Source organism: Aquitalea pelogenes, assembly GCF_001515305.1.
Classification (GTDB): domain Bacteria; phylum Pseudomonadota; class Gammaproteobacteria; order Burkholderiales; family Chromobacteriaceae; genus Aquitalea; species Aquitalea pelogenes.
On record NZ_LNQV01000011.1, the window covers coordinates 1 to 13,030 of the forward strand.

Below are 13,030 nucleotides of genomic sequence, written 5' to 3' on the forward strand. Positions count from 1 at the left end.
CTTCTTGGACAGAATGGTGGTGATCGCTGCGGTCAGGGTGGTCTTACCATGGTCAACGTGACCGATGGTGCCGACGTTTACGTGCGGTTTGGTCCGCTCGAACTTTTCCTTAGCCATGGCAAAATTTCCTGAATTGAGTCTCTAACAAACAAATGGGTGGTGCCCATGGGCAGAATTGAACTGCCGACCTCTCCCTTACCAAGGGAGTGCTCTACCCCTGAGCTACATGGGCCCTTAAACAGGCAATAACGCTTGGAGCGGGTGAAGGGAATCGAACCCTCGTCGTAAGCTTGGAAGGCTTCTGCTCTACCATTGAGCTACACCCGCCTGCAACAACTAAACGGCTTTCATACTACACGCCGCCAAGACGTAATTAATTCTGGTGGGGGGAGAAGGATTCGAACCTTCGAAGGCTGAGCCGCCGGATTTACAGTCCGGACCCGTTGACCGCTGGGGTAACCCCCCCTGAGAGACCCGAATAGTATAGATACCCGTTTCTTCCGTCAACACCTGTAGCGCATTTTTTTTAATTATTTTTGCCGGAAAATGCACAAAGCCCCGCACAGGGCGGGGCTCTGCTTTTTGCATCAAGCACTTAGCCTTGATCAGGCTTTGCCGGAAATCTGCAGATATTTTGCGTGCAGTTCTTCCTGGGTTTCCGGATGCGCCGGATCCAGCGGGATGCAATCCACCGGACAGACTTGCTGGCACTGCGGTTCGTCGTAATGACCAACACACTGGGTGCACAGGTTGGGGTCGATCTGATAGATCTCTTCGCCTTGCGAAATGGCGTTGTTCGGGCATTCCGGTTCACAGACGTCGCAGTTGATGCATTCGTCGGTAATCATGAGAGACATAGTAATTTCCTCAAGTATTCACAGTATTGATTCTGTCATCCACCTGCCGCAGTCGCAAGTTCGCCCCGTTATATCTTTATGCGGCGACCTGCAGGTGCATTACAGCGATTCTTCTTCCAGCGGCCTTGCCAGTGCGTAATGCACGGATGCCGCCTTGTCCTGCTTGATGACTTCCCAGCCGCTGAGGGCTTCAGGCCAATGCCTGGCCTCGAAATACACCACACCGTCTTCTGCCAGCAGCGCTGCTGTCAAAGGCAGCACCTGCTGCAATAGTGTCGAGTCGTATGGCGGATCCAGGAAGATGACATCGAATTTTTCACGACAGCCTTGCACATAGTGCATTGCATCCATGGCAACTACATCTATATGCGTTGCGGAGAGCAGCTGACGATTCGCCTTGAGCGACTCGACCACCTTGCGCGACTTCTCCACCATGACCACGCGAGCTGCCTCGCGCGATGCGGCTTCGAACCCCAGTGCCCCGCTACCGGCAAACAGGTCGAGGCAGCGTTTGCCATAGAGTTCCTGACCCAACCAGTTGAATACGGTTTCCCTGACGCGGTCCGGTGTGGGCCGCAAGCCCTCGGCATCCGGGAAAGGTAACAAGCGGCGGCGGTACTGCCCACCGATGATACGGACTTTGTTTCGCTGCTGATTCATGATGCATGGGCTGAAAACACAAGGGCGAGAGTTTACTCTTTTCCCGCCTGGCATGCTGCATCGCAAGCAGTTTGACGCTCAAGGTGTAGCGCCTGCCGTCACAATCTGCATTTGCTGCGGGTCAATCCGGCGTTGCCAGGCATCACGAATCTGCGCAATGCTCACCTGGGCTACGGCGCGCGGGTAATCTTCCAGATAGCTCAATGGCAAGTGGTACTGACCGATAACAGCGAGATAGGGCAGCAATTTGCTGTTGCTGTCATAGCGCAATGGAAAGCCGCCAATGATATTGGCCTTGGCCTGGTTCAACTCTGTTTCTGTCGGTCCTTCCTTTATAAAGCCTGCCAATACCTCACGCGTTGTCTGCAGCGCCAGTCCGGCCTCTGCATTGCGGGTGGCCAGTGAAATGACAAATGGCCCTGCTTGTTGCAATGGTGTGAAGTGGCTGCGCACACCGTAGGTCAAACCGCGCCGCACACGCAGCTCCTGCATCAGGCGGGAGTCAAAGCCACCACCACCCAGAATGTAATTTCCCAGCAGCAATGGGTAGTAGTCCGGATCGTCACGCCTGAGAACCGGCATGCCCAGTGCAATATGGGTCTGGCTGCCTGGTCGTGTCAGGTGAACCCGGGCAACAGGCTGCGGTGTTGCTTGTGCAATATCCGGCAAAGGCTGCGTGCTTTGCGGCAAGTTACGCAGCATGGTATTGACTAGTAATTCAGCATCCTGACGTTTTATGTCTCCGACAATGGATACCACGGCCCCTGCTGCGCGGTAATGTTGTTGCCAGAACTGCAGCAGATCTTCGCGCTGGATGGCTTGCAGGCTGTTGACCGTGATGTATGCGGGCCTGGCGTAGGGGTGATCACCATACATGCGCTGTTGCAAGGTGATGTCTGCGCTTGCCCCGGCATCTTCCTGCCTTTGCAGCAGGCTTTCTATGGCGCGTTGCCGTTCGCGATTCAACACGGCCACGGCAAATGTCGGCTGGGTAAGCAGCTGGGTGGCCAGTCCGGTGACGCGCTCTTGCAGATCAGGACGACTCAGGCTGCGCATGCGCAGGCCGGCGGTTTCCAGTTCGGCAAAGCCGTTCAGCTGTGCAGCACTGTTGGCCAGCTGTTGCTGGATGGCATCTTCATCCAGCCGGGTGGTACCACTATCCAGCAGGCCTGCCACCATGGCTGCCAGCCCTTCTTTACCTGGCGGGTCGCGCCGGCTACCTGCGTCAAAGTCAACCCGCACATCCAGTATCGGGTTGTCATGTGCTTCTACCAGCAAAACGCGGGCGCCTTGCTGTGTAATCCACGACTGAATCTCGACTGCACTTGCCAGCGAGCTGAACAGGGCCATCACGGCAGCCAGGGTCATTGTTTTAACGGACAAATCCATCTCCCTTCAATTGACCGGCCATTGTATTTACGCCGCCTTTGCCCAGCAGGGTGACAACAGTAAGCTGGCCATCCTGCAAGGAAGCTGCTGCCTGGCGTACTTGCTCCGCAGTTACCTGCTGCATTTGCTGCCGGATGCGGTCGGCATCACGCCAGGAAAAGCCGACAGACTCCAGCGTACCTACGCGCATGGCCTGGGCAAACAGTGAATCACGCTGGTAAATCTCATCCGCATCCAGCCGGAGCCGGGCACGTGCCAGTTCTTGCTCGCTGACACCACGCTCGACGATATCCCGCAGCTGCTGACGGATGGCAGCTTCCAGTTCTGCCGGCTGCCTGCCACGTGCTTGTGTGGCGGTAATGACAAACAAGGCCTCGCCCCGGCCCAGCATGCTGTAATCGGCAGCTGCCGAATGTGCCAGCGCCTTTCCCCTTTCCATCTGACTAGGCAGACGTGCAGCGGCATCTCCCGACAACACGGCCTCCAACAGGGCGTAGGCATAAGCCTGACCATCCGCCCCGGAACTGAGCCCAGGCACATGCCAGGCCATACTCAGATAATTGAACTGTGACGGCGCACTCAGCTCCACCCGCTTGATGCCCTGCTGCAAGGGTTCACGCTGCGGATTACGCACCGGTAATGCTTTGGCCGGGAGACCGGCAAAGTAATGCCTGACCTGCTCAAATACACGAGGCGGATTGACATCACCGACAATCACCAGGGTGACATTGTTTGGCACATACCACTGGCGATACCACTGGCGCAGGTCATCCGCCCGGGCATGGACCAGATCATCCATCCAGCCAATCACCGGGTAACGAACAGGATTTGCCACAAAGGCATTGGCATACAGCGCTTCTTGCAACAGGCCGGCGGGCTGGTCGTCAGTGCGCAGGCGACGTTCTTCCTTGACGACTTCCAGTTCACGTCGGAAAGCTGCTTCATCTATTTGCAGATTGGCCATGCGGTCGGCCTCAAGCTCCAGTAGCAAGGGCAGCTTGTCGGCAGACAGCTGGGCAAAATACACGGTGTAGTCGCGACTGGTGAAGGCGTTTTCCTTGCCACCGGCCTGGGCAATCCGTCTGGAGTATTCGCCATCCGCAACACTGGCCGTACCCTTGAACATCATGTGTTCCAGCAAATGTGACAGGCCGGTATGCCCATTGACCTCATCCACACTCCCCACCCGGTACCACAACTGGGAAACCACCACGGGTGATCTCGCATCGCGTACCACCACTACCTTCATGCCGTTGGGCAGTATTGTCTCTTGCGGCGCCGCCATCACCACGCCCGCCAATAGCAGGAGCATGCCCAGGATCAGCCCTGATTTTGCTTTCATCACCATCGTTTCTGCCCTGTTGCTCATTTAAGGATACAATTTAGCCATTTATCGCTTCCCCAGACTACACAGACGCATGTTTAGTTTCTTCAAGAAAAAGCCAAAGCCGGTTGAAACCCCGGTTATCGAACCGCAAACCGAGCCGACCCAGAGCACGGCTGTCGAATCGCCGGTTGCCGTACCGGAAAACAATCCAGCTCCTGCCGTGCAGGCTGAAGCCGTTGCGCCGGTTGTCGCCAGCACGGTTACCGCAGCGGAAATCCCGGCAGCAGAAAGCGCCGCACCCGCCAAAAAACTCAGCTGGACCGAGCGCCTGAAGGCCGGCCTTTCCAAAACCCGCGACAAGCTGGGCAAATCGCTGGCCGGTTTGTTTGGTGGCGGCAAGATTGATGAGGATCTGTACGAGGAGCTGGAAACCGTCCTCTTGACCGCCGACATGGGCATGGATGCCACCTTGCATCTATTAAAGGATGTGCGCGAGCGCGTCAGCCTGAAAGGTCTGAAAGACGGCAGCGAACTGAAAGGCGCCTTGAAGGATTCGCTGAACGAGCTGATTCACCCGCTGGAGAAGCCGCTGGATGTCAACGGCAAGAAGCCGTTTGTCATCATGATGGCCGGGGTGAACGGTGCCGGTAAAACCACTTCCATTGGCAAACTGGCCAAGTACTACCAGCAGCAAGGCAAGAGCGTGCTGCTGGCAGCTGGCGATACCTTCCGCGCGGCTGCGCGCGAGCAGCTGATGGCCTGGGGCGAGCGCAACAACGTCACCGTGATTGCCCAGCAAGGCGGTGATGCCGCCGCTGTTTGTTATGACGCCATCCAGGCCGCCACGGCGCGTGGCATTGATATCGTACTGGCAGATACCGCTGGCCGTTTGCCCACCCAGTTGCACCTGATGGAAGAAATCAAGAAGGTGAAGCGCGTCATCCAGAAGGCCCTGCCGGATGCCCCGCATGAGGTGATTCTGGTGCTGGACGCCAATATCGGGCAGAACGCCATCAGCCAGGTCAAGGTATTCGATGACGCGCTGGGCCTCACCGGCCTGATTCTGACCAAGCTGGATGGCACCGCCAAAGGTGGCGTGATTGCCGCCATTGCCAAGCAGCGTCCCATTCCGCTACGGTTTGTCGGCGTGGGTGAAAGCATTGACGATTTGCGGCCCTTCAACAGCAAGGACTATGTCGACGCCTTGTTCGACTAAGTCAGCAACACAATCTTTGAGCACCGGCAGACCACTGCCGGTGATGTCTTTCCGGATCAAGGGGAATCCAGCGCATGATTCAGTTCGACCAGGTCACCAAGCGTTATCCCGGTGGCAACGAGGCCCTGAAGAACCTTTCCTTTACCATCGATACCGGTGAAATGGTGTTTCTGGCCGGGCATTCCGGTGCAGGCAAATCCACCTTGCTCAAACTGGTGGCCGGGATAGAACGCGCCACCAGCGGCAGCGTGATTGTCAGCGGGCAAAACCTGTCCAAGCTGCGTAACAGCCAGATTCCCTATGTCCGGCAGCATATCGGCATGGTGTTTCAGGACCACAAGCTGCTGTTCGACCGTTCGGTATTCGACAATGTGATGTTGCCGCTGGACATCATCGGCTTTGACCGCCGCGATGCCGCGCGCCGCGTCCGTGCCGCGCTGGACAAGGTGGGCTTGCTGTCAAAAGAGAAAACCATGCCTATCCGCCTGTCCGGTGGTGAACAGCAGCGGCTGTGCATTGCCCGTGCCGTAGTACACCGCCCCAGCTTGCTGCTGGCCGATGAACCATCAGCCAACCTGGACCGCGCCTATGCACTGGACATCATGGAATTGTTCAAATCCTTCCATCAGGTTGGCGTCAGCGTGGTGATTTCCGCCCATGATGAAACACTGATGGAAGACTATGGTCGCCGTATCATCCGGTTGAAAGAAGGGCAGTTCGCCGCATGAAACATTATCTGTATCTGAACTGGCAAAGTGCACGGCAGGCTTTGGGCAAGATTGTCCGTCAGCCATTTGGCAGCCTGCTTACCCTGCTGATGTTGTCGATTGCGCTGGCCTTGCCGCTATCGCTGTACCTGAGTGTGAGCAGCATCCAGGAATGGGCCGGCCGACTGACCGCCACGCCGCAGATCACCCTGTTCATGGAGCAGTCTGCCGAAGAAGCAGACTTGGCCGCTGTCTCCAGCACCCTGACCAAGCACCCGCGCATCCAGAGTTTCCAGTTCATTGGCAAGAAACAGGCGCTCTCTGACCTGGAAAAGCGCAATGGACTGGCAGGCTTAAGCGAAGGACTGACTGACAATCCGCTGCCGGACGCCTTTGTGGTTACCCCTAAGACGCTGGAACCGCACGAACTGGAAATGCTGCAAAAAGAGCTGTCCGGCCTGCCCATGGTGGAGACCGCCCAGTTTGATGCCCGCTGGGCCAAGCGCCTGTACGGCATGGTGGAAATGGGCAAGCAACTGACCTGGTTTTTGGGTGCTGCGCTGGGCATCGCACTGGTGTTGGTGACCTACAATGCGGTGCGGATGCAGATTCTGGCACGGCGTGACGAAATTGAAGTGGCCAAGCTGATTGGCGCACCGGACAGCTTCATCCGCCGACCCTTCATGTATCACGCCATGTGGCAGGGTTTGCTGGCCGGACTGGCTGCCTGGGGGCTGACCAGCTGGCTGGTGGTGACGGCCAACCCGGCCATTCATGAGTTTGCCCAGCTTTATAACGAAGCCGTCTCGCTGCGTGGCCTGACGCCGGTGGAGCTGGCCGTGGTACTGGCCGTTTCTGCCTTGCTGGCCATGCTGGGTGCCCGCCTGGCGTCCGACCATCACCTGCGCCAGATACAACCTCGTTAACAATCCTCCCCTTCCCGCCACGGCCGGTTTTCACTTAAGGTGACAACTGGCCGTCCCTGATGAATACCCGGTAGCGACTTGAAAAAAGCTATCGGCATCATAGAAAAATTCATTGACGGTGGAACCTTTGCTTGCTAGCACTCTCTATATGCGAGTGCTAAGATAGCACTACCCAAGGAGGTAGTTACACTGATGACCACAACATTTGCCTTGCCCGTTCCGTCGTCCAGCGGCAGCCTGGAGCAATACATCCAGGCGGTGAACAGTGTTCCCATGCTGACCCCCGAACAGGAAACAGAACTGGCCACCCGCTTCCAGGAAGAAAACGACCTGGATGCCGCTCGCCAGATGGTTCTGTCGCACCTGCGTGTCGTCGTATCCATTTCCCGTGGTTATGCCGGTTACGGCCTGCCACAAGCCGACCTGATCCAGGAAGGCAATATCGGCCTGATGAAAGCGGTAAAGCGCTTCGAGCCCGGTCGCGGTGTTCGCCTGTTTTCCTTTGCCGTGCACTGGATCAAGGCAGAAATTCACGAATTCATCCTGCGTAACTGGCGTCTGGTGCGCATTGCTACCACCAAGCCACAACGCAAGCTGTTCTTCAACCTGCGCAGCATGAAAAGCAGCTTTTCTGCCCTGAGTGAGCAGGAAGCGCAGCAGATTGCCGAAGACCTTGGCGTGAAGCCGGAAGAAGTACGTGAAATGGAAACCCGCATGAGCGGGCAGGATATCGCGCTAATGGCCGATGACGGTGATGACGAGTCGTATGCACCGATCGACTGGCTGGCTGATGCCCACCATGAGCCGACCCGCGCACTGGAACGCAAGGCTTTCGATCACCTGCAGACCGAAGGCATCGAATATGCGCTGTCCACTCTGGATGCCCGTAGCCGCCGCATTGTGGAAGCCCGCTGGCTGGCAGACGATGGCGGTTCCACCTTGCACGAACTGGCTGCCGAGTTTGGTGTTTCGGCCGAACGCATTCGCCAGATCGAAGCCAAAGCGCTGGGGAAAATGAAGGCCGCACTGAGTGAAGGTGTGGTGATCGACGACTAAGCCGTCACCCGCCATAACAAAAAGCCCGCGCCAAACGACGCGGGCTTTTTCATTTTCTTCACTGCTTTACCGTCTGAGTGATACAAGCGCCACCTTTCGGGCGGCGGTTTGCAGCAACACTCACTCCCCTTCCCCACCCCGGTACTTGGCTGGCAGCTTGTCAAAGACGCGTTGCGCCTCGGCACGCAGGCCTTGCCATTCGGGCACATCCTCATCAATACCATCGAGATAATCCTTGGCATAGGTCGGGAAGGATGCCAGTGCCGTGGCCACGGTTTTGCGCGCCTCATCCTGCTTACCCGCCAGCGCCAGCATCTGCGCCTTTTTCATCATCACATCCGGATAGGGGCGGAAAGCAGTCAGGCGTTCTTCCCACTGCAATTTCTGCGTCAGGTTGCTGCGATCCGCAGTCAGATAATCATCCAGCGTGCTAAGGGCATGATAGGCAAACAGCGGATGCTCATCCATGATCTGCGCCAGGCGCTGCTGGCGCTTGGCATCGCGTGCCGGGTTATCCGTCTGGGTATACAAGCCCACCAGCTCGTTGTAGGTGGACCAGGTGACAATCGACAGATAGCCCACATACACCATACCCAACAGCCAGGCTGCCCGGACCAGCAAGCCGGCACGCGCAGTCCGTGCCGGTGCCATCGAAGCAAACACCACCAGCATGGCGAGGAAATACAGATACCACAGCGGGTATTCCAGCATGCTGTGAATCAGCGTCACCGCCATGCAACCCAGCGCCAGCATGCCTTCAGCTTCGGCACGCTCGCTGAAGAATGGCCATACCACCCAGGCAAAGCCGACTACCACGGCCAGGGTGATGGGCAGGCCCATTTCCGCCAGCAATTGCAAAATGAGGTTATGGCAATTGGTGAACAGGCCGCTATTGAAGCCAGCACTGGCAAACTGCGGCAGCGGCTGCAAACGTACGCTTTCCGCTGCATATTGCGACCAACCCACCCCCCACAACGGGTGGGTTTTGAAGGTCATCCAGGCCTTGGTCATTTCGGCAATACGGCGCGAACCCATGTCATCCCCATTAGCCGCCAGCCGCTCCACGCCGGAGGCATTGGTCACATTGGCATGGGTGAACAGCGAAATCAGGTGATTGACCAAAGGCAAGGCAAACTGCGCGGCAAAGATCACCACACAGGCCAGCAACATGGCCCACATCAGGCGGCGCGACTCCTGGCTACGCATGCGCCAGTGCCATACAAAGCCAAGCATGGTCAGAGCCAGCAGATACAACAGCGTGGTACGCGATGCAGCATAAGCCAGCATCAGCCCCAGCCACACCACCAGCAAGGCCAGCCAGCCACGCGCCATGCGGTCCACGGCAAACAGGTATACCCCGCTCACCACCGACCACATCAGATAATGCGCGTACTGATTACGCTGGCCGATATGACCAAAGATATTGGTAGTGGGGTGCGCACTGTCATAAAACAGGCCCAGCGTGTGGGCAAGGCCGGTCAGCTGTGCCAGGCCAATCAGCGACTGCACCAAACCACCCACAATCACTGCCCGCGCCAGCCAGATGGCAAAATCACGCGGTCCGAATGTCTGCTGCAGGCTGTAGGACAGCCCCGCCAGCAAGGCCACCACCAGCCAGGCCAGTGCGGTGGCATAGGTCATGCCGGGAAACAGGGCCTGCACCAGCTGCGGCTGCACACCCCACAGCAGTGCGAGCAACAAACACCACCAACTGGCGCGTGGTACACGTTCAAACAAAGTTGCCGACGGTAGCAGGAATACGGCGGAAGCCAGCATCAACCACACCACATTCATCTCGCCAAACCATTGCGGCAGCGGCACAAAATGAATGCGGGATGCAAAGGGCAGGATGGCAATCAGGCAAAACGCCAGCAAGGCCATGCGGCGGGAGATCGTCGGAAAGGACATGATGAAATAGGGGAGCCGAAAGCAAAACAAGGAGGATACCGCATGTCTGACAGGAAGACACCGCCAGCCTGGGCCGACGGTGCCTGTGGACGATCAGAACAGCGCTTTGCGGGTGACGGGGGCGGCGACGGTCATGACGGCGGCGATACGGCCAGCCTCCGTATTACCACCGTGCGCGGCATACTCTTCGGCCGCACGCTTGGCAATTTTCTTCAGCGGCTCAATTTCTGCAAAATTATAACGTGCATAATTTGCCACATAAGCATCAACAAAATCAGGATAATTTGCGATTGCCAATACCAGCGCCTCTTGGGACTTTTTGGCCTGCCCATCCAATGCTCGCAATATGGACAACTTGAATAATACTTCAGGATACGGCGTTATCTCTGCTAGGCGTTCGAAATGATCAATCTTATATTTAAACTGATCCTTAGTCGGCTGAAAGTAAGCAACCAACTCCATATCCGCCTCATCCCTCCAAAAAGGATTAGCACCCAACTCAACCAATGATTTTATTCTTTTAACATTTTCAGTAACATTTGCAGTAGGACGCTGACTCTCGAATAATATCTTATACGCACCATGACCAATCAAAAAATTTACCAAACAAAGAACTGCAACACAAACTGCAATTGTCCGAACAATCAAACCACGAAGCTTCAGATTGACACTAGGCAATGGAGCCAAAACCCCAACAACAACCAGACAAAGAATGAATGGCAAGTACCACAATGGGTATTCAAATAAACTATGAATTACGATCACAGAAAAAACTGAAAGCAAGAACAAGTTTTCACCGCTCTTAGCACCAAACTTCAAATATCCCCAAAAAATCATCACCAAACAAATTACTACAGGTAGCAAACCAACAAGACCTGTTTCGGCCAATAACTGGAAGATTAGGTTATGAGAATTATTGAATAACCAACTCTCAGGGGATTTCGGCCACCCTCCAAATGCCTCCAAACGAACAGACTCAGCTGCATAACCTCGAAGACCGACACCAAAAAAAGGATGAGAGAGAAAAATATCCCAAGCTTTACTCCACTCGATACGTCTACGCGCTCCCACACCCGCAGCCATAACCCTATCAGAACCACTCTCAACATCAATCGGCATGCCAATGTAAGCAAGAATTTGGCATAGCTGATGATTAAAAATCTGTACTAATACTACTAAAATAACAGCACCAGAAATGGCAAAAGCCATTCTTTTTACTACCGCATCCCCATGACTTGTACGCAACCAAATCCAAGAAAGAAAACACATCATCAAACCATAAAGAATAATCAGTCGCGCACCAGACCAGGAAATAAGAAGCGAAAAAAGAACTATTGAAGCCCAAAAAAATAATGCCCTCAGTTTTCTAATAGAATACAAATAGCAAGCCGCCACCAAACCCCACGTCAAAAATTGGGCATATTGATTTCGCTGACCAATATTACCCATAATATTGCCACGAGGATTTACAGCGTCATACACAACAAATCCATTAAAATAAGGGGCCAAACCCATTATTTGTATATAACCAAGCAACACCTGCACCAACGATGCACAAAAGAACAGCATGCAAAGCGATACAATAAATTCACTACGACCTTCCCCATCAATACCATTCTTTACATATAGGGAGAAAAGAGACAACAACAATAGCACCGACAATTCTTCAGGTGCTTTAACATGCCCAGACCCGATACATGCCAACAGAAATAACAACAAACCAACTGACATCACCGAGAGGTCCAGCTGCACATTTCTCCATGCAAACAGCACAAATGCCACACCCAAACCCACGATGGAAATAGCGCTGAAATACCAATCAGGGGAAGGTGGAAATCTAATAAAGCTAAAAAATGGGAAAACAATGATTAGCCCAATAAAATAATTAGATATTTTTCTCATCTTCCACACCAAAATAAACAAAGGGGTGCAAAAGCACCCCTTTATAATCACAAATTAAGCTATATGATCAACGGCAATTAGCAGGCAAGTACTGACTAGGAATTGTACCGGCTGCGCATTTCCAGTCTACAGTCCCGCTAGAAATAGTACCAGTCAGAGTAAAGGTATTCGCTGTAGTAGTTACATTACCACCGACGCTACTAGCCATCGTAACAGTCAACACACCGACAGTATTGCTGGTTTGCGAGTAAGCAACTGAAGAAACATACTTGGTTGCAACAGAAGAGAAGCCTGCAGAAGCAGCTGTACCAGGCATAGTACCATTACTGATGGCATATTCCGACACCGAGGTTTTAGCTGCAGCGACTGCGGCCAGACCTTCAGAAACTTTGGCACGTACTGTGTAATCCTGATATGCCGGAATGGCGATGGCAGCCAAAATACCAATGATCGCAACAACAATCATCAGCTCGATCAGAGTAAAACCCTGTTGGATTTGCTTTTGCATTTGATACTCCCTAGAAATTACCGACAGTTAGCCGGCAAATAGTTTGGATAAAGGCCGTTGCTGGAACAAGTCCAAGATACAATATTACTGGCTGTAACACTTGGTGTAAGTGTTAGCTGTAAACCCGAAGCAGTTGATGCATTAAATGAAACGGTAATCACACTGACACCAGCACTTGCTGCAACTTGTACATTACTGACGTAGTTGCCGGTAAGACTGCTTGGCAAACCTGCACTGGCATTGGTTGAAGGCCAGTATCCATTCGAAATGTAAGACTCGCTGACTGAAGTCTTGGCATGATCAGCATAAGTCAAGCCCTCTGCCACTTTCGCCCGAACGGTGTAGTCCTGATACGCCGGTATCGCAATCGCAGCCAGAATGCCGATGATGGCTACCACTATCATCAGTTCAATCAAGGTAAAACCGTTATTGCGTCGCATGCCCCTCTCCGTGGTATGCATGGACTACATAATGCAGAAAGCGTGCCAGGTGGCTGCGTGCCGTATTTTCAGGGTGGCACGTCATCACTCAGCTTGCATAGGCTGTCAGCATGTGACGTTTTTTGTCAGTTCCA

At 54.4% G+C, this 13,030-nt stretch carries 13 protein-coding genes and 3 tRNA genes; 4 read left to right on the forward strand and 12 right to left on the reverse strand.

Annotated elements, in window-relative coordinates:
• The 8 genes from AWT75_RS06395 to AWT75_RS06430 all read right to left on the reverse strand — a co-directional run.
• The coding region (locus tag AWT75_RS06395) for a GTP-binding protein (RefSeq protein ID WP_040724515.1) at nucleotides 1-117 on the reverse strand (117 nt) is incomplete at its 3' end.
• 40 nt (nucleotides 118-157) lie between these two features.
• Nucleotides 158-232 (reverse strand) — tRNA-Thr (locus AWT75_RS06400).
• Nucleotides 233-253: 21 nt separating this feature from the next.
• Nucleotides 254-327, reverse strand: a tRNA-Gly gene (locus AWT75_RS06405).
• A gap of 53 nt (nucleotides 328-380) precedes the next feature.
• A tRNA-Tyr gene (locus AWT75_RS06410) sits at nucleotides 381-466 on the reverse strand.
• A 139-nt stretch (nucleotides 467-605) separates the two neighbouring features.
• A complete protein-coding gene (locus tag AWT75_RS06415) occupies nucleotides 606-857 on the reverse strand; it encodes a YfhL family 4Fe-4S dicluster ferredoxin (RefSeq protein WP_045846381.1) in 252 nt (83 codons plus the stop codon).
• 99 nt (nucleotides 858-956) lie between these two features.
• Nucleotides 957-1,517: a 16S rRNA (guanine(966)-N(2))-methyltransferase RsmD gene (rsmD, locus tag AWT75_RS06420; protein WP_062788309.1), complete on the reverse strand. Its 561-nt coding sequence runs from the start codon at nucleotides 1,515-1,517 to the stop codon at nucleotides 957-959.
• Between the two features lie 78 nt (nucleotides 1,518-1,595).
• Nucleotides 1,596-2,900 (reverse strand): M16 family metallopeptidase, encoded by a 1,305-nt coding sequence (locus tag AWT75_RS06425; RefSeq protein WP_239689486.1) that lies wholly within the window; start codon nucleotides 2,898-2,900, stop codon nucleotides 1,596-1,598.
• A complete protein-coding gene (locus AWT75_RS06430; RefSeq protein ID WP_239689487.1) occupies nucleotides 2,890-4,248 on the reverse strand; it encodes a M16 family metallopeptidase in 1,359 nt (452 codons plus the stop codon). The genes AWT75_RS06425 and AWT75_RS06430 overlap by 11 nt, the downstream gene beginning before the upstream one ends.
• A gap of 76 nt (nucleotides 4,249-4,324) precedes the next feature.
• Here AWT75_RS06430 and ftsY point away from each other — a divergent pair, with 76 nt between their 5' ends.
• From ftsY to rpoH, 4 genes are all read left to right on the forward strand, one after another.
• Nucleotides 4,325-5,449, forward strand: coding sequence for a signal recognition particle-docking protein FtsY (ftsY, locus tag AWT75_RS06435; protein ID WP_062788314.1), 1,125 nt, complete (start codon nucleotides 4,325-4,327; stop codon nucleotides 5,447-5,449).
• A 74-nt stretch (nucleotides 5,450-5,523) separates the two neighbouring features.
• On the forward strand, nucleotides 5,524-6,177 hold the full coding sequence (ftsE, locus tag AWT75_RS06440; protein WP_045846377.1) for a cell division ATP-binding protein FtsE: 654 nt from the start codon (nucleotides 5,524-5,526) through the stop codon (nucleotides 6,175-6,177).
• On the forward strand, nucleotides 6,174-7,082 hold the full coding sequence (gene ftsX / locus AWT75_RS06445; protein WP_062788316.1) for a permease-like cell division protein FtsX: 909 nt from the start codon (nucleotides 6,174-6,176) through the stop codon (nucleotides 7,080-7,082). The genes ftsE and ftsX overlap by 4 nt, the downstream gene beginning before the upstream one ends.
• Before the next feature lie 192 nt (nucleotides 7,083-7,274).
• The gene (gene rpoH, locus AWT75_RS06450) at nucleotides 7,275-8,138 is read left to right on the forward strand and encodes an RNA polymerase sigma factor RpoH (RefSeq protein WP_045846375.1); all 864 of its coding nucleotides are present in this window, start codon (nucleotides 7,275-7,277) and stop codon (nucleotides 8,136-8,138) included.
• A 120-nt stretch (nucleotides 8,139-8,258) separates the two neighbouring features.
• On the opposite strand, the gene AWT75_RS06455 is transcribed toward rpoH, so the two are convergent.
• The 4 genes from AWT75_RS06455 to AWT75_RS20780 form a co-directional block, all read right to left on the reverse strand.
• Nucleotides 8,259-10,046 carry a PglL family O-oligosaccharyltransferase gene (locus tag AWT75_RS06455; RefSeq protein ID WP_062788318.1) on the reverse strand — a complete coding sequence of 596 codons (1,788 nt, stop codon included), beginning with the start codon at nucleotides 10,044-10,046 and terminating at the stop codon, nucleotides 8,259-8,261.
• Nucleotides 10,047-10,139: 93 nt separating this feature from the next.
• Nucleotides 10,140-11,948, reverse strand: a complete 1,809-nt coding sequence (locus tag AWT75_RS20770) for a PglL family O-oligosaccharyltransferase (protein ID WP_082695984.1) — start codon at nucleotides 11,946-11,948, stop codon at nucleotides 10,140-10,142.
• A gap of 67 nt (nucleotides 11,949-12,015) precedes the next feature.
• Complete coding sequence (locus AWT75_RS23425; protein WP_082695985.1) at nucleotides 12,016-12,456, reverse strand: pilin; 441 nt, start codon at nucleotides 12,454-12,456, stop codon at nucleotides 12,016-12,018.
• Between the two features lie 17 nt (nucleotides 12,457-12,473).
• Entirely contained in the window at nucleotides 12,474-12,896 is a 423-nt protein-coding gene (locus tag AWT75_RS20780; RefSeq protein ID WP_082695990.1) for a pilin, read from the reverse strand.
• Nucleotides 12,897-13,030 lie beyond the last annotated feature (134 nt).